Source organism: Nocardia blacklockiae (assembly GCF_015477355.1).
GTDB lineage: Bacteria > Actinomycetota > Actinomycetes > Mycobacteriales > Mycobacteriaceae > Nocardia > Nocardia blacklockiae.
Genome location: NZ_JADLRJ010000004.1, coordinates 419,675 through 437,554 on the forward strand (window position 1 = coordinate 419,675; position 17,880 = coordinate 437,554).

The 17,880-nt window shown below is 68.7% G+C and carries 19 protein-coding genes; 6 read left to right on the forward strand and 13 right to left on the reverse strand.

Annotated elements, in window-relative coordinates; all coding sequences use genetic code 11:
- Positions 1-271: 271 nt before the first annotated feature.
- Positions 272-1,066, reverse strand: coding sequence for a precorrin-4 C(11)-methyltransferase (gene cobM, locus IU476_RS14735; protein WP_195100453.1), 795 nt, complete (start codon positions 1,064-1,066; stop codon positions 272-274).
- 67 nt (positions 1,067-1,133) lie between these two features.
- Positions 1,134-1,688 carry a hypothetical protein gene (locus IU476_RS14740; RefSeq protein WP_195100454.1) on the reverse strand — a complete coding sequence of 185 codons (555 nt, stop codon included), beginning with the start codon at positions 1,686-1,688 and terminating at the stop codon, positions 1,134-1,136.
- Between the two features lie 48 nt (positions 1,689-1,736).
- On the opposite strand from IU476_RS14740, the gene IU476_RS14745 reads away from it, so the two are divergent.
- Genes IU476_RS14745 through IU476_RS14755 form a run of 3 tightly spaced genes read left to right on the forward strand, consistent with a single transcriptional unit; the run spans position 1,737 to position 5,489 of the window.
- Positions 1,737-2,057 carry a hypothetical protein gene (locus IU476_RS14745; protein WP_195100455.1) on the forward strand — a complete coding sequence of 107 codons (321 nt, stop codon included), beginning with the start codon at positions 1,737-1,739 and terminating at the stop codon, positions 2,055-2,057.
- 22 nt (positions 2,058-2,079) lie between these two features.
- Positions 2,080-4,707, forward strand: a complete 2,628-nt coding sequence (locus tag IU476_RS14750; protein WP_195100456.1) for a TPR repeat domain-containing protein — start codon at positions 2,080-2,082, stop codon at positions 4,705-4,707.
- 5 nt (positions 4,708-4,712) lie between these two features.
- A complete protein-coding gene (locus IU476_RS14755; RefSeq protein ID WP_195100457.1) occupies positions 4,713-5,489 on the forward strand; it encodes a hypothetical protein in 777 nt (258 codons plus the stop codon).
- 7 nt (positions 5,490-5,496) lie between these two features.
- Here the strand turns inward: IU476_RS14755 and IU476_RS14760 are convergent, their stop codons facing one another.
- Positions 5,497-6,114, reverse strand: a complete 618-nt coding sequence (locus IU476_RS14760) for a hypothetical protein (RefSeq protein ID WP_195100458.1) — start codon at positions 6,112-6,114, stop codon at positions 5,497-5,499.
- Between the two features lie 40 nt (positions 6,115-6,154).
- On the reverse strand, positions 6,155-6,526 hold the full coding sequence (locus IU476_RS14765) for a VOC family protein (protein ID WP_195100459.1): 372 nt from the start codon (positions 6,524-6,526) through the stop codon (positions 6,155-6,157).
- Positions 6,527-6,627: 101 nt separating this feature from the next.
- Here IU476_RS14765 and IU476_RS14770 point away from each other — a divergent pair, with 101 nt between their 5' ends.
- Positions 6,628-7,077, forward strand: a complete 450-nt coding sequence (locus IU476_RS14770; protein WP_324194061.1) for a MarR family winged helix-turn-helix transcriptional regulator — start codon at positions 6,628-6,630, stop codon at positions 7,075-7,077.
- On the opposite strand, the gene IU476_RS14775 is transcribed toward IU476_RS14770, so the two are convergent.
- From IU476_RS14775 to IU476_RS14785, 3 genes are all read right to left on the reverse strand, one after another.
- A complete protein-coding gene (locus IU476_RS14775; protein ID WP_195100464.1) occupies positions 7,074-7,499 on the reverse strand; it encodes a PPOX class F420-dependent oxidoreductase in 426 nt (141 codons plus the stop codon). The genes IU476_RS14770 and IU476_RS14775 overlap by 4 nt on opposite strands.
- 62 nt (positions 7,500-7,561) lie before the next feature.
- Positions 7,562-8,179, reverse strand: a complete 618-nt coding sequence (locus IU476_RS14780) for a response regulator (protein WP_195100466.1) — start codon at positions 8,177-8,179, stop codon at positions 7,562-7,564.
- Positions 8,176-9,327 carry a sensor histidine kinase gene (locus IU476_RS14785; protein WP_195100468.1) on the reverse strand — a complete coding sequence of 384 codons (1,152 nt, stop codon included), beginning with the start codon at positions 9,325-9,327 and terminating at the stop codon, positions 8,176-8,178. Before IU476_RS14785 ends, IU476_RS14780 begins: the two co-directional genes overlap by 4 nt.
- Positions 9,328-9,457: 130 nt before the next feature.
- On the opposite strand from IU476_RS14785, the gene IU476_RS14790 reads away from it, so the two are divergent.
- Positions 9,458-10,504: an ABC transporter permease gene (locus IU476_RS14790; protein WP_195100470.1), complete on the forward strand. Its 1,047-nt coding sequence runs from the start codon at positions 9,458-9,460 to the stop codon at positions 10,502-10,504.
- 26 nt (positions 10,505-10,530) lie between these two features.
- Positions 10,531-11,259 carry an ABC transporter ATP-binding protein gene (locus tag IU476_RS14795; protein ID WP_195100472.1) on the forward strand — a complete coding sequence of 243 codons (729 nt, stop codon included), beginning with the start codon at positions 10,531-10,533 and terminating at the stop codon, positions 11,257-11,259.
- A 7-nt stretch (positions 11,260-11,266) separates the two neighbouring features.
- On the opposite strand, the gene IU476_RS14800 is transcribed toward IU476_RS14795, so the two are convergent.
- Genes IU476_RS14800 through IU476_RS14820 form a run of 6 tightly spaced genes read right to left on the reverse strand, consistent with a single transcriptional unit; the run spans position 11,267 to position 17,877 of the window.
- Positions 11,267-13,219, reverse strand: a complete 1,953-nt coding sequence (locus IU476_RS14800; RefSeq protein WP_195100474.1) for an acetoacetate--CoA ligase — start codon at positions 13,217-13,219, stop codon at positions 11,267-11,269.
- 7 nt (positions 13,220-13,226) lie between these two features.
- Positions 13,227-13,361 carry a hypothetical protein gene (locus IU476_RS36800; protein ID WP_267466454.1) on the reverse strand — a complete coding sequence of 45 codons (135 nt, stop codon included), beginning with the start codon at positions 13,359-13,361 and terminating at the stop codon, positions 13,227-13,229.
- Positions 13,362-13,365: 4 nt separating this feature from the next.
- Positions 13,366-14,190, reverse strand: a complete 825-nt coding sequence (locus IU476_RS14805; RefSeq protein ID WP_195100476.1) for an HpcH/HpaI aldolase/citrate lyase family protein — start codon at positions 14,188-14,190, stop codon at positions 13,366-13,368.
- Entirely contained in the window at positions 14,187-14,687 is a 501-nt protein-coding gene (locus IU476_RS14810) for a MaoC family dehydratase (protein WP_195100478.1), read from the reverse strand. The genes IU476_RS14805 and IU476_RS14810 overlap by 4 nt, the downstream gene beginning before the upstream one ends.
- Positions 14,684-15,844: an acyl-CoA dehydrogenase family protein gene (locus IU476_RS14815; RefSeq protein WP_195100480.1), complete on the reverse strand. Its 1,161-nt coding sequence runs from the start codon at positions 15,842-15,844 to the stop codon at positions 14,684-14,686. The genes IU476_RS14810 and IU476_RS14815 overlap by 4 nt, the downstream gene beginning before the upstream one ends.
- Positions 15,841-17,877, reverse strand: a complete 2,037-nt coding sequence (locus tag IU476_RS14820) for an acetyl/propionyl/methylcrotonyl-CoA carboxylase subunit alpha (RefSeq protein WP_195100482.1) — start codon at positions 17,875-17,877, stop codon at positions 15,841-15,843. Before IU476_RS14820 ends, IU476_RS14815 begins: the two co-directional genes overlap by 4 nt.
- Positions 17,878-17,880 lie beyond the last annotated feature (3 nt).

Consider the following 17,880-nt stretch of genomic DNA (forward strand, 5'->3'; position numbering starts at 1 on the left):
ATAGCCGTTGGCCATCATGGGAGTTCGAGTATTTCGGGCCTGCCGGACCGGGTATCGCGTGGCCCGACAGTGCGAGGGAAGCAATCTACCGCACCCTCCCGACAGCTACCGAATGCCCGGCTCACCAGCCCTGGAGGTGCAGGTCGCGGCGGTGATCGGCCCGACGAACGTCACAGTCGATACGGATGTGCGGTGGAAGACGCGCATGTCACACCGGTTGTTCTCCGACGGTCGGCTGCCCGATCACGCCGCTGTCGGGAGCGTGCTCTCCTCATGGCTGGCTCACCCGCCCGGCCGGTCCCGCGGTGGGCAGGTGGTGCCGGTCGCGGGCAGGGTCGTAGAGATGGGATTCGGCGCAGTGCTCGATCTCGGAGACCGCGAGCGCACGGCCGACCAGGATGATCGCGGCCTGCCGCAAGCCCGCCGCCTCGACCCGCTCGGCGATGTCGGCGAGGGTCCCGCGCAACACCAGCTGTTCGGGCTGGCTGGCTCGGTACACGACCGCGACCGGGCAGTCATCGCCGTACTCGGCGGACAGTTCGGCGGCCAGCGGCCGGATCCGCGTGACGGCCAGATGCAGCGCCAGGGTGGCCCGGGTGCGGGCGAATCCGGCCAACGCCTCGGACTCGGGCATCGCCGTCGACCGGGCCCGGGTCCGGGTGAGCACCACCGACTGCACCAGCTCCGGCACCGTCAGCTCGGTCCCGAGCACCGCCGCCGCGGCCGCGTACGCGGGCACCCCGGGCGTGACGTCCCACGGAATCCCCCGCGCGTCCAGCCGCCGCGTCTGCTCGGTCAGCGCCGAGTAGATCGACGGATCCCCCGAGCACAGCCGCGCCACGTCCTTCTCCTCGGCATGCGCCCGCGCGCAGTGCTCGACGATCCGGTCGAGATCCAGTCCTTGGGTATCGATGAGTTCGGCATCGGGCGCACAGTGCCCCAGCACCTCGGGATCCAGATAGGTCCCCGCGTACAGACACACCGGCGACTCCCGCAGCAACCCCACCGCGCGCACGGTCAGCAGATCCGCAGCCCCCGGTCCCGCCCCGATGAAATGCACGGTCATGCGGCGAGTCTAGGTGTGCTCGTCACGACGTCGGGGGGCCGGGCCCGAAGCGACCTGCTTGCCCCGCCTACCCTTCCAGCCAGGATTTCCGCTGGTAGTACGGGTCGTAGTCGTCTTCGTAGTCGTACGGATCATAGAGAGGCGGCGTCCGCGTATTCGATTGCTGCCCCGCCGGTTGCGAAGCAGGCGGCTGTTCGAACCCTGTGTGCGACGCGGGTTGCTCGAACCCTGTGCGCGACACCGGCTGCCCGAAACTCGGCTGGCCGGGGGAAGAGCTCCCAGGCCCCTGCTGAACAGCGCTGAGCGGCTGATCCATCGCATCCTGAGTCGCCTCCAGAGCGGCCTCGATCCGCGGATCGGCGCGGAACGTGGCCGTCGCCTCGCGCACCCCGGCCCGCGCGCCCTCCAACGCCTGGGCCGCAAGCCGCGTGAGTTCGGCGGCGATGGCGGAGCCGCCGTAGCGCAGCGCCCCCTCATCGATATGGATGCGCACCTGCCCGTCGGCGCAGGCCTCGACGGCGAGCAGGCCGTCACCGGTCTGCGCCCGCGAGCGCGCGGTGGTCAGCGCCTCCACCAGCCTGCGGGTGTTCTCCTGCATCGGATCCAGACCGGCGCTCGTCATCCCGTACTCCTTCGCTGCCCGCGCAACTCCCCCGTAAAATCCCCGAGCATGGCCGACCCATTGAGCGAAACAGTCAAGATCGACGGCAGGGACGCGGCCGTGCTGGCGCGCAATATAAAGACGTATGCGACCGACATCAAAGGTGTCAAGAGCGGCGAGGCCACCACCACGGTCACGAACGGTTTCCCCGGCTTCCCGATCGGCCAGGCCTGCACCACCGCCGCGACCACCGTCACCACGGCCCTGCAGGACCTGGGTAAGGTACTGGACACGATCGGGGACAACACCATCACCGTGACGGCGAAGTTCCTGCACATCGATGAGGCGAAGGCCCGCGAGTTCGACCGCGTCGCCGTGCCCGGCCAGTAACAGCACGAGGGGGAACGCGGCCATGGCCGCCACGAGATCTCAAGCCGAACAATGCGATCCGAACGCTCTGGACGCACTCGTCAAGGAATGGCAGACCGCCCACGACACGGTCACCACCGGCCTCGACAAAACCGGCAGCGAATACACCCAGTCCCAGTCCTACTGGACCGGCAAAACCGGCGACCGAGCCCGCGACACCACCCAGCAGGCAGTCACCGCGGGCCGCACCTTCACCGGCGAACTCCAGACCGCCATCACCACCCTCACCGCCGACCGCGACGCCATCTGGCGCGCCAAGAACAGTGCGACCCAAGCGATCACGAACGCACTGAACGCCAAATACGAAGTCGCCGAGGACGGCACGGTAGAACCCAGCGAGGCCGCCAAAATAGCGGCCCAGTCCTCCTCCCAGGACAAGAACGACCAAACCGCGGCCCTCGCCGCGCTGTGGAAGTACGGGACAGACACGCTTCAGCCACCAATCAAGACGGCGCTGAACGACCTCGGCACTGCCGTCGAGGCCGCAACCGGCCATATCCAGAACGCTTTCCAGAACAGCGCGGCCGTCAGCACGGTCGCAGTCGAGGCTCCGGCAAAGCTCGACCCGAACAAGCTACTGACTGCGGAACAGGGCAAAGAAGACGGCGCGACAATCGCCGACGGCAAGCTGTCCGATCAGGAACGCCAGCGCATCCTGGACCACCTCAAAGCGACTGGACTCAGCCCGGAACAGCTCACCGCGCTTCGCGAGGGCAGAGACGTGACGATTCCGCAATCGTCGATGGACTACTTGACCAATCTTTACGACAAATCTGGGCGTGACGGTCTGCTCACACTGTCGGAGACATTGAAATCGGACGGGTCGGCGCAGTCCAAAGAGTTGCGCCAATATCTGGCCAACGGCATGATGACACTTTCGAACGAGAACCTGGTCAGCCGTGATCCGCAAGGAAAAGTGCGCGACCGTGGTGGTTTCGACAAGCTCAATCCCGAAATCCGGGAAATAGTCGGCACTCGACCGAACATCGCCGGTGCGCCCGATTCCAATACCAGGCAGCTGCCTGACGACTATCGCTCCGGACTCTTCGGCCCGAAAACCGATCACCGTAGTGGGATTCTGGACTACGAAGCCGATCTGGCGAAATTCAGTGATTTCGTGAGCAATTCCGGCCAAGACTACCAGCCGGGTGACCGGTTCGGCGTAGAAATGGGACGCCAAGCGGCGCACCAGGCCTGGATTCTGGATCATCATGGAATCGGCGATTATATGGGCACCAAGTACCCTGACCACGAGGCGATTCAGGATGCGCAGAGCAGCGCACAGAATCTACTCGGCGTCGCGGCACGCAACCATGACTCCGACTACGCCCTGCTCACCGGCAACGGCAGCGACGAACTGTTCGGCAAAGACACTCCGGGACAGTCGTGGCATCCGTACAACCACGAGACCACGGTGGGGGCGCTGCTGACGCACGAGTGGAACGACGACGGCGCGGCCTTGGGTTCGATGGTTGCATGGACCGCCGACGATGCACACAGTCCGGATACAACGAAGGCTGAGCATGCCGGGCAGGCAGCAGGCGCATTGGCAGAGCTGATGTCGAACACGAAGACCGGCAATGGAACCAACATGTACGAGTCCATGTTGAACATGCCCGGGCAGGATGGTCGATCGTTCGCCGAAATCAACCCACGCGCGGCACAGGGAATCGCGACCTCGCTCGTGCCTTACGTCGGAGATATGGTGGAGGCTCCATCGACCCTCTCCGGTACGCGCGGGTTTCCGGAAGGGAGCATCGGTCCTGTCGAAGCAACCCGCATCTTCAGTATTCTCGACGGCGATCCGAAAGCCGGCTCCTGGATGAATGGTGCCGCTATGGCGCTCGCCGAGAAGGCGGATCACCAATTTGCCGACAGCGCCACAACACCGGGAAAGCATGCGGATCTGGGACTGGGCACCGCTTCCGGAAGGTTGTACGGACTGGTTGACGCCGGAATTGCGGCACATGTCGCCGATTTGAACCTGCATGATACAGAGCAGGCCAAGGCGACTTCCGATCAAAGAGCCGCCGCTTACGGCGTCGCGCAGAACCTCATAGGCATTTCCGGCTTGGCCGGTCCGGTCGGCGGAGTAGGCGGACCGATCGCTCAGGCTGTTTCGGAGTGGTATAAAGCACCGCTCACCGGTGTCGACCCCGACTACAGCGGAAGAACACCGAACGCCGCCATTACAGACACCGCTTTCGATCTGACTCGATCCGGATCCGTGGCGGGACACAGCTATAACATGCTGAGCCATTTGATTAATTCCGGACAGGTGAGCCGATACATGCTCCCGAGCGATGTACAGAACGTCATGTTCGACACCACCGAAGACGGCAATTTCACAGTGAAACCGTACACGTCGGCGGCCGATAATTCAGAGCACGCCCACCTTCTGGAAACGAATCTCCCGGATCTGCTGGAAAAGTACGGAGGGATTCGCCGTAACGACCTGAGCGACTATACGACATATAGCACACAGGCGCACACGTGGTACAACGACAAGCTGATAACCACCGGCACCATCGACGGCCAGTGGGACCTGAAGAGACTGAAGACCGATGAACTCGAAAAGAATGGTTACAATAAATGGGTCGCGGGACAGTGAGTTCTATGAAGGTCGACTTCGGCTTCAGGGTCCTGATTGCGAGCCTGGCGGTAATGGTGAGCGCCGCGTGTACCGTCGACGACTCATCCGATCCCGGGCCGAAGGAAATCAGTCCATATCTCGCACCGGCCGGGATTGCGAGGGTGACATCCATGTGGGAGGCAGAGGACGGACTGGATCTGCGGGCCGAGCGGGAAGAGTTGGTGCGGGGGGCCGCCGAGGCCGAGTTCATCACGCATGCCGAACAACCGAGCAATGCCTACTACGGGTATCAGGAGGCGGTGACGGAGTCGACCGGGGCGCACGTCGGCTCGGCGATCGGCCGCAGGCTTCTGACGGGCACACTCCACTGGCGACTCATGTCCGTCACTCCGACGCCGAGCGGGTTCGAGGGAACGACATGCCTCCAGGCCGCCGGAGTCAGTGGCATCCTGGATAGCAACCAATACACTCTCTGGCGCATCGGAACGATCACGAGCAGCCGATTCGAATTCACAACCAAGAAACCCTCCGAGACAACACCCACACCGTCGATACGCCAAAGCAATCCAGCGACTCCCCTCAGCGAGGGAAACCTCTGGCAGGCTCCCCGCGGTGACATATTCTCCAAATGGAAGATCCGGGTAGCGAATTCCACACCGAGCGACAACGATAACTGCCGCAAATGGGCCCATACCCTTTACCCGCTACCGCCGAACACACACGAGGACGGCTCGCTCTACGGAATCCGCACCACCGCGGCACCCCCGGTCCTCCCCGCCTATCCCGGCTGGCCCCAATAGGTTTCGCTCAGCACGCACCGTCGGTAACGGAGGTTGTGATCGACGTTTCGGCTTGGGTGAGGATCGGTTTGCCGCCCGTGCCGATGATGGGTTGGTCGCGGGTGATGGGGGCGGTTCGGGTGGCGGTGAGGCAGTAGGTTTTCTTGTCCGCGCCGGAGATGGTGAAGGAAATCCTGTCGTCGGTGGTCGTGATGCCGTCGAGGTGGAGGTGGGCTTCGCGGTGGTCTGTGGAATTCACTTCGCCGAGGTGTTGGGTTACACCGTTTTTCAAGGACTGTTGGAGGTCGGCGAGGGTGAGGGTCGGGCGGGAGGCTTGGTCGGGGGTGAGGGTGGCGGTGAGGGAGGTGCCGAGTTTTCGGGCTACCTGGTCGACGGCGGGGCGGGCGTTCACCTGACCTGACCAGCTTCCGCTGGTGTTGCGGTTGAACCAGAAGCCGAGGCCGATCAAGGCGAGGCCGGCGAGACCCAGGGCGGCCCAGCGGATTGCGAAACCGGAGTCGCTGGGCTCGTTGGCTTCCGGCTTCTCGTGTTGCCAGGCCGTGGTCGTACGCCACCATGTGCGCGGGCTCACGAAGAGCGCGAACAGGACCATCAGGCCACCGACGATGAAGAAGAACCACGGCACCGGGGAAGCCTACCGACCAGCCGGCGAGAGATGCGGTCGCTCAGGGGACGGCGGTGAAGAGTTCGTAGCTGTGGCCGTTGGGGTCGCGGACGTAGACGCCGCGGCCGCCGGACAGGTGGTTGACGGCTCGGTCCCAGCCGCGTTCGGGGCCGGAGCCGTAGTCGACCGACGGCCACTTCGAGAGGCGGGTGAGGACGGCGTCGAAGGTGGCGTCGTCCACGAGGAAGGCGTAGTGGCCCGGCTCCACCCGGCCGCGGTCGTCGAAGTCGAAGGTGAGGTCGGCGTTGACGGCGACGGGGAGGAACGGACCGGCGGGCGGGGAGACCGCCAAGCCCAGGAGGTCGGCGAAAAATGTTGCGGCGGTGCGCTTGTCGGCAGCGGGGACGATGGTGTGGTTGAGAACGATGGGCATCGAAGACTCCGTCGTGGGGAAAATTACATGCGATACGCATACAAATATACATGCGGAACGCATGCAATGCACGAGGCGCGGAGGGCGGTAGGTTCGAGTTCGTGAATCGCCCAGCAGACCCTGCCGCGGTCGGCGGGCCCGCCCTGTTCCGGCTGGTTCGCTTCTGGTCGCGGCGATGGATCAATCGCGCGCCCGGTGCGCCGGACGGTGAGTTGCGCCAGGTCCAGTACGTGCAGGCCGTGGAGGCGGTGGCGGCGGCGCGCGGCGCGGAGGCCACGGTGACGACCGTCGCCACACAGCTCGGGCTCGACCATTCCGGCGCGAGCCGCCTCGTGCGCGACGCCGTAGCGGCCGGATATCTCGCGCGGGTGGATTCCGTCCGGGATCGGCGGCGGGTGGTGCTGGAGTTGACCGCGAGCGGCGAGCAGCTGCTCGCGGCGGCCCGGGATTGGCAGCGGCGCTGCTTCGACGAGCTCACCGCCGCCTGGGACGAGCAGGATCGCCGCAGGTTCGCGGGCTACCTGCGGCGACTCGCCGACGAGAGCACCTAGCCGGTCATGTCGAATCCGCCGAGAATCTTGGTGGGTCGCAGCCGGACCACCAGCTCGCCGGGCACGCCGTTGCGCTTGCCGAACTCCTCGGCGCGGTCGGCGCCCATGTAGCGCGCGGCAATGGCGGTGGCCGTGCGGACCAGTTCGCCGAGGTCCTCGGAGACCTCCGCCGTGCCCTGCACCTGGAGGTATCCGAACGGCGGCTCCTCCAGGTCGACGCACAGCGCCAGGCGCGGGTCGCGCAGGATCGCCCGGCCCTTGGCGGTGTTCTTGCCGGTGTTGAACACCAGTTCGTCGCCCTCGACGATGAACCAGACCGGGTTGATCACGGGGCGGCCGTCGGTGGCCACGAACGCGAGCTTGCCGGTGCGGGTGCCGTGGGACAGGAATTCGCGCACGCGAGGATCGGTGAGGGAGGGCATACCGCCAGCGTACGGCCGGCACCCGGCCGCGCCGCGCAACCACGCGGTGTCGCGGCGGCCGCTCAGATCGCGCCGCGTTCCCGCGCCCGCGCCACCGCCGACGTCCGCGACTTCACCCCGAGCTTCGAATAGATGTGCACCAGATGCGATTTCACGGTCGTCTCGCTGAGGAACAGCTGCCGCCCGATTTCCCGATTCGAATGCCCGTCGGCGACCAGCCGCAGCACCTCGATCTCCCGGGGGCTCAGGGTGGTGTCGGGTTTGCGGACGCGGGTCATCAGCCGGGAGGCCACCGACGGCGAGAGCACGCTGTCCCCCGCGGCCGCCCCGCGCACGGCGGCGAGCAGTTCGGCGGGCGGGGTGTCCTTGAGGATGTAGCCGCAGGCGCCCGCCTCGATGGCGCCGAGGATGTCGGCGTCGGTGTCGTAGTTGGTGACCACCAGGACGTTCGGCGGGTTCGGCGCGGCGCGCAGCGCGCGGGTGGCGTCCACTCCCGAGGTGCCCTGCCCGAAGCGCAGATCCATCAGCACCAGGTCGACTTCCGTTGTGGCGCAGAAGGCTACGGCCTCCTCGGCGGTCGCGGCCTCGCCCACCACCGCGACGTCCTCCCCCGAGTCGAGCAGCGCCCGCAGGCCGGCGCGGACGATGGCGTGGTCGTCGGCGAGCAGCAGGCGGATCACGGTGCGGCCGCCAGCGGGAAGGACACGGTGACGGCCGTGTGCCCCGGTTCGGATTCCACGTTCATGCTGCCACCCTGCTGTTCGACGCGGCTGCGCATGGCGTCCAGCCCGAACGTGCCGCGCGCGAAAACCGTTGGCTCGATGCCGATTCCGTCGTCGACCACGTCGAGGTGCACGGCGTCGTCGGCGTAGGTGAGCGTGATGCGCATCCGGTCGGCGCGCGCGTGCCGGATCACGTTGGACACCGCGCCCTGCGCCACCCGGACCAGCGCGGCCTCGATCGGCATCGGCAGCCGCTCCGGCGTGCCCTCGACCAGCAGTTGGGTCGTCAGTCCGGGAGTGCCCGCGCGGTGGGCGATGCGGTCCAGCGCCTCGGTCAGCGACTGTCCCTCCAGGACCGCGGGCGTGAGTTCGGCGATGAGCTGCCGGGTCTCGGCGAGGCTGTCGGCCGCCGTCTCACGGGCCAGCCGGATCTGTTGCAGCCCAGGGTGTTCCGGAGTGGAGCGTTCGACGGCGTGCAGCAGCAGCTGAATGCTGGACAGGCCCTGCGCCACGGTGTCGTGGATCTCCTGCGCCAGCCGCTGCCGCTCGGCCAGCTTGCCGGCCGTGCGCTCCTGCTCGGCCAGCGTGGCACGGGCGGCGAGCAATTCGTCGATCAGCCGCTGCCGGTCGGCGGCCTCGCGGAACAGCGCCTGGTAACCCAGGCCGATCGCCACCGCGACCAGCGCGCCGAGCAGCGGGCCCACCACACCGCCGATCGTCCAGCCCTTGTGCAGCGCGAAGCCGATCACCGCCGCGGCGGTCGCGGCCGCCACCGCCACCGCGCCCCAAATCCGCGGCAGCAGATGCAGATACAGGAAGAACATCCCAAACACGAGGTAGACCGCGTCCGGCGCGATGGCCACGAGTCCCAGCCAGAGCACGGTGAGCAGACCCAGCCACACCCGCGCCGCCACCGGCCGCCCGCGCAGCGCCGCACCGGCGAAGTACACCACCAGGAACAGCACGGTCAGGACGACCACGCTCCACCGATGCGCGCTGCCGGGCACCAGCGCCCGCCCCACCACGACCGCGCTCAACGCCACCATCAGCGCATGCAGCCCGAGCTGCAACGCGGCGAAGACAGGGGTCAGCGGCGAGCGGTGCACACGGATCAGCTTATGCGGGGCTACCTGGGCCGCATCCATCGAATGTTGTAATCCGCCGCCCACGGACGGCCGGTCGCCGACGGTCCGGTCGCGCGATGACCGGGCCCGGAAACAGCGACACGCTGTGGTCATGTTCGTCGCACTCCGGGATCTGCGGGCCGCCCGCGGCCGTTTCCTGCTCATCACGCTGGTGGTGGTCCTCGTCGCGCTGCTGGTGAGTTTCCTCAGCGGGCTCACGGCGGGGCTGGCCCACCGCAACGTCTCCGCGGTCGAGAAGATCACCGGCGAGGCGGTGGTGTTCGCCGACTCCGGGGCGGGACCGTCGTTCGACTCCTCGGTGCTGTCTCCCGAGCAGATACGGGCCTGGCAACAGGCGAGCCGCACGGTGTACCCGGTCGGCATCGGACGCGGACAGGCCGCGGCCGACGGCGGCGTGCCCGCCTCGGTGGCCTTGATCGGGACAGCGGGACCGGCCTTCCGCAACCGACCCGCAATCGCGCCCGGCACGGTCGTCCTGAGTAGGCCTGCGGCACAACGGCTGTCCGTCGAGACCGGCGGCAGGCTCTCGATCCGGTCGCAGGCCTTCACCGTCGCCGCCATCGGCGACGACGACTGGTACAGCCACAGCCCCGTCGTGTGGATGGCGCTGCCCGACTGGCAGGCCGCCGATCCACGCGGCGGCCCGACGGTTCTCGTGGTCTCCGGCGTCCACGACCCGGCCGCGGTGAACGCCGCCGCGCACACCGTCTCCACCAGCGTGCGGGGCGCACTTCCGGCACTGGGTTCGTATCAGGCCGAGAACGGCTCGCTGACACTGATGACCGTGTTGCTGTTCGCCATCTCCGCGCTGGTGATCGGCGCGTTCTTCACCGTGTGGACGATTCAGCGCACGGCCGACATCGCGACGCTGAAGGCATTGGGCGCCACCACCGGTTCGCTGGCGCGCGACGCTCTGGGGCAGGCGCTGCTCGTGCTGCTGACCGGCACCGCGATCGGCGTCGGCGGCACCGCCGTGGCGGGCGCGGCCCTCGGCGACACCCTGCCCTTCGTGCTCGACGCCTCGACGACGCTGGTTCCGGCCCTCACGCTGATCGCCCTGGGCCTGCTCGGCGCGGCCGCGGCACTGCGCTTCCTCGTCACCACCGACCCCCTGCACGCGCTCGCGCAGTCGCGCTGAATTCCTCTGCTACACAGGAGCTTCCGATGACAATCTCGCTCACCGTCACCGACGTCACCCTCACCTATCCCGACGGCGACGGCCGCCTCGTCGCCTTGGACCGGGTGAATCTGCGGGTGTCGGGCGGCGAGGTCGCCGCGCTCACCGGGCCGTCGGGCTCCGGCAAATCCAGTCTGCTGGCGGTGATTTCGACGCTCATACGACCGGACTCGGGCCGCGTCGTGCTCGAAACCGGCACGCGCACCATAGATATCACCGCCTCGAACCGCCGTGCGGCAACCGCCCTGCGCCGCACCGAAATCGGCATCGTGTTCCAGCAGCCGAACCTCATACCCGCCCTGACCGCCCGCGAGCAACTGGAGGCAACCGCGCACCTCGGTCAGCGATTCGTCGTCCCGCCGCGGGCGAAGCGCGAAACCCGCTCCAGGGCAACGGGTCTACTGGACGCCGTGGGTATGTCCGGTCACGAGCACAAGCGTCCCGCGCAACTGTCCGGCGGCCAGCGCCAACGCGTGAACATCGCCCGCGCGCTCATGAACGACCCGTCGCTCCTGGTCGTCGACGAGCCCACCAGCGCGCTGGACACCGAGCGCGGCGCGGCCGTCATGGACCTGCTCCTGCGGGTGGCACGCACGCGCGGCGTCGCCACCGTACTGGTCACTCACGACCGCTCTCACCTGCATCGGATGGACGCGGTCCATCACATGGTCGACGGACGGCTCACGCGCGCCGCACCGGCCGAACTCGCCGGGTGACCGAAACTCACTGACCCGCAGCACCATTGGACGGGCGTACCGCGGCGTACCAGTCCAGCAGGCCGGGGTCGTCGACCGCCGTGCGCTCGACCACGCGGTCCGGGTCCGCGCCCTGGAGGAGCCGCTTGATGGGCACCTCGAGCTTCTTGCCGGTGCGGGTGTGCGGGATGCCCGGGGCGACGATGATCTCGTCCGGCACGTGGCGGCGCGAGACCTCGGTGCGGATCACCTCGGCGATGCGCCGCCGCAACTCGTCGGTCAGCTCGGCGCCCGCCGCCGGCACCACGAACAGCGGCATCCAGTAGCCGCCGTCGGGCTGCTCGACACCGATCACCAGGGCCTCGGCGATCTCCGGCAGCCGCTCCACCGCCTGGTAGATGTCGGCCGAGCCCATCCGGATACCGTGGCGGTTCAGCGTCGAGTCGGAGCGGCCGTGCACGACGATGCTGCCGTGGTCGGTCAGCGTGATCCAGTCACCGTGCCGCCACACCCCGGGGAACATCTCGAAATACGCTGCGCGATACCGGGATCCGTCCGGATCGTTCCAGAACTTCACCGGCATGGACGGCATCGGCTTCGTGAGGACCAGCTCGCCGACCTCGCCGCGGATCGGATGCCCGGTCGCGTCCCACGCGTCCACGGCCGCGCCCAGGAACGGCACCGACAGTTCGCCGGGCCACACCGGCACCGTCCGCACGCCGCCGAGGAACGCCGACACCACATCGGTCCCGCCGCTGATCGACGCGACGTGCACGCGCTCACCCACGTTGTCGCGCAGCCATAGTGACGACGACGGCGGCAGCGACGCACCGGTGATCCCGACGGACCGCAGCGCCGACAGGTCGTGGTCGCGCCGGGGCACCACGCCCGCCTTGACGCAACCCAGCACGTAACCGGGACTGCTGCCGAGCACGGTGGTCCGGGTCCGGGCGGCGATGTCCCACAGCGCGTCCGGCGCGGGATGGGCGGGACTGCCGTCATAGCAGACGATGGTGGCGCCGACCAGCAGTCCGGCGATCTGGAAGTTCCACATCATCCAGCTCGGGCTGGTGTACCAGAAGAAGGTGTCGTCGCGGCCGATATCGGCTTGCAGCGCAACGGCTTTCAGGTGCTCGATGAGTACGCCGCCGTGGCCGTGCACGATGCCCTTGGGCAGCCCGGTGGTGCCGGAGGAGTAGAGCACCCACAGCGGGTGATCGAAATCGACCTGCCCCGCGTCGATGTCGGCGTCGACCGGCTCGGTGATCTGCGCCCAGTCGAGCGAGTTGGGCACCGCGCGACCGAGCCGCGACACCACGACCGCGGCGCGCAGCGTCGGCAATCCCGCGCGCAGCGCGGCGATCTCGTCGGTCTTGTCGAACGGCTTGCCGCCGTAGTGGTAGCCGTCGGCGGTCACCAGCACGACCGGTTCCAGCTGCCCGAGGCGATCCAGCGCGGCCTTCGCGGAATAGTCCTGTCCGCAGGCACTCCAGACGGCACCGAGGCTCGCGGTCGCCAGGAACGCGACGACCGCCTCCGGGATGTTGGGCAGATAGCCGACGACCCGGTCGCCGGGCCGCACCTCCTGCGCCCGCAGCACCCCGGCGAACGCGGCGGTGCGCCCGAGCAGTTCGGCCCACGACATCGCGGTCAGCGACCCGTCCTCGGCGGCGTAGACGATCGCCGGGCGATCCGAGCGCGCCTGCCGCACCACCTGGTCCACATAGTTCAGCCGCGCACCCGGAAACCATTGCGCGCCGGGCATCTCCGCGTCGGCGAGCACCTGCTCGGGCGGCACGCCGAGATCGAAGTACGCCCACAGCGCCGACCAGAAGCCGGGCAGATCGTCCACCGACCACTGCCACAGCGCGCGGTAGTCGGGGAACTCCCGGCCCGCCCGCGCGGCGGCGAAGCGCGCGAAATCGGTCACCCGCGCGTCCGCGACGTCCTGCTCGGTCGGCACCCACTGCGGTTCCACCACGGTCCTCCTACGACACCTTCGCCCGGGCGGCGCGGCGGGCCCACCGCTCGCCCCCGAGCATTCTCACCGAGCCGCCGCCGTAACGTTCCGGGTAGCGGTAGATCCGCAGCAGGGCAATGGATTCCGCACCCGAGGACGCCACCACGTCAGTCCCCCGGTCCGTCGGGGGCGGCCCGCTGCAAGATTCGCTCGGCGTGCCGGACGACCGGACCGTCGACCATGCGGCCCTCGAAGGCAAAGACGCCCCGGTTTTTCGGCACCTCGGCGAGCACGCGCCGCGCCCAGTCGATCTCGTCCGCGGACGGCGCGTACGCCGCGCGGATCACCGGCAGCTGGCCGGGGTGGATCGCCACCTTGGCGTCGAAGCCCACCGCGACCGCGTCGTCGGATTCCGCGCGCAGCCCGTCCAGGTCGCGGATGTCGAGGTACACCGAGTCCAGCGCGAACTTGCCGTGCGCCTTGGCCGCGAGCAGCGCGGTGGAGCGCACGTGGCGGGCCACGTCCCGGTAGCTGTTGTCGGCGTGCCGGCTGGAGTTGCCGCCGAGGGCCGCGACCAGGTCCTCCGCGCCCCACATGACGCCGATCGCATTGTCCACGCGCATGACGTCCGCGACCGTGAGGGCCCCCGCCGGCGATTCGATCAGCGCGATCACCTCGCACTCGGTCAGGCTCGCGACCTGTTCTCGCGCTTCACATTTGGGCAGCATGACGCGGCGATAGCGGGTGCCGACCAAAGCGCGGAGGTCCAGCGCGTGGTCCTCGGTCCCGAACGCGTTGACGCGCACCACGGTTCGCTCGGGATCCAGCGGCGTGGCCGCCAGGGCCGCGCGCGCCGCCGCCTTGTCGCCCGGCGCGACACCGTCTTCGAGGTCGAGGATCACCACATCGGCTGCCGCGGCGGCCTTCTCGTAGCGTTCCGGGCGGTCCGCCGGGCAGAACAGCCACGCCGGTCCGGGCATCTCCCACGTCATCCTCGGTCCTCCGCTCGGTCGGGCCGCATGCGTACCAGCGTCTTGCGGATCGCCGTCGCGACCACGTCGCCGTGTTGGTTGCGACCGGTGTGGGCGAAGGTGACGATGCCCTCGCCGGGACGGCTCTTGGATTCCCGCTTGTCGGTGACCACGGTTTCGGCGTACAGGGTGTCGCCGTGGAACAGCGGCTTCGGGAACGCGATATCGGAGAAACCCAGATTCGCGACGAGCGTGCCCTGCGTCAGCTGCGTGATCGACAAACCGATCAGCGTCGACAGCGTAAACATGGAATTCACCAGCCGCTGGTGGAACGGCGGCTGCGCGTCGGCGAAGGCGGCGTCGAGATGCAAGGCCTGGGTATTCATCGTGACCGTCGTGAACAGCACGTTGTCGGCCTCGGTGAGGGTGCGACCGGGCCGGTGCTCGTAGAGCACGTCGGTCTCGAATTCCTCGAACCACAGCCCGCGCTGCACGACCCGGCGCAACTGCTCGGTCACAATCCCAGCTCCCGTCCGATCAGCATCAGCTGCACCTCGGTGGTGCCCTCGCCGATTTCCAGAATCTTGCTGTCGCGATAGTGCCGGGCCACAGCGTATTCGTTCATGAAGCCGTAACCGCCGAAGACCTGCGTGGCGTCGCGGGCATTGTCCATGGCCGCCTCGCTGGCGACGAGCTTCGCGATCGCGGCCTGCTTCTTGAACGGCTTGCCCGCGAGCATGAGCGCGGCCGCGTCGTAGTAGGCGGTGCGGGCGGCGTGGGCGCGCGCCTCCATCCGACCGATCTTGAAGGCGATGGCCTGATTGCGGCCGATGGCCTGACCGAACGCCTCCCGCTCGTGCGCGTAGCGGACGCTCTCGTCGACGCACCCCTGGGCCGCGCCGACCGCGAGCGCGGCGATGGCGATCCGGCCCTCGTCGAGGATGCGCAGGAAGTTGGCGTAGCCGCGCCCGCGCTCGCCGAGCAGATTCTCCTGCGGCACACGGACATCGGTGAAACTCAGCGGGTGGGTGTCCGAGGCGTTCCAGCCGACCTTGTTGTAGGCGGGTTCGGCGACGAAGCCGGGCGTGTCGGTCGGCACCAGGATCGTGGAAATCTCCTTCTTGCCACCCGCCTCCCCGGTCACCGCCGTCACCGTGACCAGCCGGGTGATATCGGTGCCGGAGTTGGTGATGAACTGCTTGCTGCCGTTGATGATCCAGTCGTCGCCGTCGAGCACCGCGGTGGTCCGGGTGCCGCCGGCGTCGCTGCCCGCACCCGGCTCGGTGAGGCCGAAGCCGGCCAGGGCGCGGCCTGAGGTCAACTGCGGCAGCCATTCCTGTTTCTGCTTGTCGTCGCCGAACCGGTAGATCGGCATCGCGCCCAGCGAGACGCCCGCCTCCAGGGTGATCGCGACGCTCTGGTCGACCTTGCCGAGCTCCTCCAGCGCCAGGCAGAGGGCGAAATAGTCGCCGCCCATGCCGCCGTACTCCTCGGGGAACGGCAGCCCGAACAGGCCCATGTCGGCCATGCCGGACACCACCTCGTACGGGAAGCTGTGCTCCGCATCGTGTTTCGCGGCCACCGGCGCGACGACCTGGCGCGCGAACTCCCGGACGGTGAGCGCGAGGTCGCGGTATTCGTCGGGAAGGGTGCCCGTGGACAGGAAGTCGGTCATGCGCGGTGTTCCTCTTGCTCGGCGTTCTGTGGTTCGGCGTGCTCCGGCTCGGGGACGATGCGCGCGAGCAGCTGGTCCACCTGCACCTGTCGTCCCGAATCCACCAGCAGCTCAACGGTTCCCGCGATCGGCGCGGTGAGCGTGTGCTCCATCTTCATGGCCTCCACGACCACGATCGGCGCGCCCGCGGCGACCACGTCCCCGGCGGCGGCGGACACCGCGATCACCGCGCCCGGCATGGGGCTGCGGATCTCGGCGTCGCCCACCTGCACGGTGTCGGCGCGCGGACTCGCCTCGGCCACCTCGCGCAGCGTCGCCACGCCGTGCGCGTCGGCCACCCACAGCTGTCCGTCGTGCTCGGCGACCCGCACGCGGCGGCGCACGCCGTCGAGCGTCAGCACCAGCACGTCGCCGTCCAGTTCCGCTGCCGCCGAACGGGTTTCGCCCTCGTCGACCCGGACCTGCGCGGCGTCGGGGGTGCCGGTCACGGAGACGTGCACGGTGCGCTCACCGCCGGTCAGCCGGAAGGTGGCCGGTGCGGCCGCGCCCACCCGCCAGCCGCTCGGGATCTCCCAGGGATCCGCGGCCGCCGCCGGCCACCGGCGCAGCCAGCGCAGCAGGGCCGCCGCGAGGAACTGCTCGTCGGAGACGGGCGCGGGTCGGAAGTCCTCGGCGCGCCGGTCCAGCAGGCCGGTGTCCAGCCGCCCCGCGACCACATCCGGGTCGGCGAGCAGGAAGCGCAGGAAGTCGGTGTTCGTCCGCACCCCGAGCACCAGGGTGTCGGCCAGGGCTCGGTCCAGGGCCGTGAGGGCGTCGGCGCGATGCGGGGCGTACGCGATCACCTTCGACAGCATCGGGTCGTAGTCGCTGCCGACCACGGTCCCGGCCCGCAGGCCCGAATCCACCCGCACCCCTGCGCCTTCGGGCTCGGCCAGCGCGAGCACGGTGCCGCCGGTCGGGAGGAAGTCGCGACCGGGATCCTCGGCGTACACGCGGGCCTCGATCGCGTGGCCGGTCATCCGGACGTCCTCCTGCGCGACCGCGAGCTTCTGCCCGGCCGCCACCCGCACTTGGCACTCCACCAGGTCGACGCCGGTGATCATCTCGGTGACCGGGTGCTCCACCTGCAGGCGGGTGTTCATCTCCATGAAGAAGAACTCGTCGGGGCGATCGGCGGACACGATGAACTCGACCGTGCCGGCCCCGACGTAGTCGACGCTGCGGGCGGTGTTGCAGGCGGCCGCGCCGATCCGGGCCCGGGTCTCGGCGTCCAGCAGCGGCGAGGGCGCCTCCTCGATCACCTTCTGGTGCCGGCGTTGCAGGCTGCACTCTCGCTCGCCCAGGTGCAGCACCTGGCCGAAGCGGTCGGCGAGGACCTGCACCTCGATGTGCCGGGGCCGGGTGACGAACCGCTCCAGGAACAGCGTGTCGTCGCCGAAGGACGCGGCGGCCTCGCGGCGGGCGCTGCGCAGCGCCTCGGCCAGCCGCTCGGGCTCGTGCACCAGCCGCATGCCCTTGCCACCGCCCCCGGCGGACGGCTTCACCAGCACCGGATAGCCGATATCGCCTGCGGCGTCGAGCAATTCGGCGTCGGTGAGCCCCGGCCGGGCGATCCCCGGCACCACCGGCACGCCGAAGTCGGCGACCGCGTTCTTGGCCGCGATCTTGTCGCCCATGATCTCGATGGCGCGGGCGGGCGGGCCCAGGAACACGATGCCCGCGCGGGCCAGCGCCGCCGCGAACGCCGGATTCTCCGACAGGAAGCCGTATCCGGGGTGGACCGCCTGCGCGCCCGTGCGCACCGCGGCGTCGACCACCCGCTCGATATCGAGATAGCTCTCCCGCGCGGGGGCCGGGCCCAGACGCACGGCGATGTCGGCGTCGCGGACGTGGCGGGCGCCCGCGTCGGCGTCGCTGTAGACCGCGACCGAGCGAATTCCCATGGCGCGCAACGTCCGTATCACCCGCACGGCGATCTCGCCGCGATTGGCGACCAGCACGGTGTCGAACGGGACCGGCGAATTGTTCAGCATCGT

Excerpts from the sequence above, each read along its gene's own strand:
- IU476_RS14790 (WP_195100470.1), top strand. The coding sequence starts at position 9,458 with ATGTTCGTCGCACTCCGGGATCTGCGGGCCGCCCGCGGCCGTTTCCTG.
- IU476_RS14815 (WP_195100480.1), bottom strand. The coding sequence starts at position 15,844 with ATGACCGACTTCCTGTCCACGGGCACCCTTCCCGACGAATACCGCGAC.
- IU476_RS14755 (WP_195100457.1), top strand. The coding sequence starts at position 4,713 with ATGAAGGTCGACTTCGGCTTCAGGGTCCTGATTGCGAGCCTGGCGGTA.
- IU476_RS14775 (WP_195100464.1), bottom strand. The coding sequence starts at position 7,499 with ATGCCCTCCCTCACCGATCCTCGCGTGCGCGAATTCCTGTCCCACGGC.
- IU476_RS14805 (WP_195100476.1), bottom strand. The coding sequence starts at position 14,190 with ATGACGTGGGAGATGCCCGGACCGGCGTGGCTGTTCTGCCCGGCGGAC.
- IU476_RS14740 (WP_195100454.1), bottom strand. The coding sequence starts at position 1,688 with ATGACGAGCGCCGGTCTGGATCCGATGCAGGAGAACACCCGCAGGCTG.
- IU476_RS14765 (WP_195100459.1), bottom strand. The coding sequence starts at position 6,526 with ATGCCCATCGTTCTCAACCACACCATCGTCCCCGCTGCCGACAAGCGC.
- IU476_RS14750 (WP_195100456.1), top strand. The coding sequence starts at position 2,080 with ATGGCCGCCACGAGATCTCAAGCCGAACAATGCGATCCGAACGCTCTG.
- IU476_RS14745 (WP_195100455.1), top strand. The coding sequence starts at position 1,737 with ATGGCCGACCCATTGAGCGAAACAGTCAAGATCGACGGCAGGGACGCG.
- IU476_RS14795 (WP_195100472.1), top strand. The coding sequence starts at position 10,531 with ATGACAATCTCGCTCACCGTCACCGACGTCACCCTCACCTATCCCGAC.
- IU476_RS14820 (WP_195100482.1), bottom strand. The coding sequence starts at position 17,877 with ATGCTGAACAATTCGCCGGTCCCGTTCGACACCGTGCTGGTCGCCAAT.
- cobM (WP_195100453.1), bottom strand. The coding sequence starts at position 1,066 with ATGACCGTGCATTTCATCGGGGCGGGACCGGGGGCTGCGGATCTGCTG.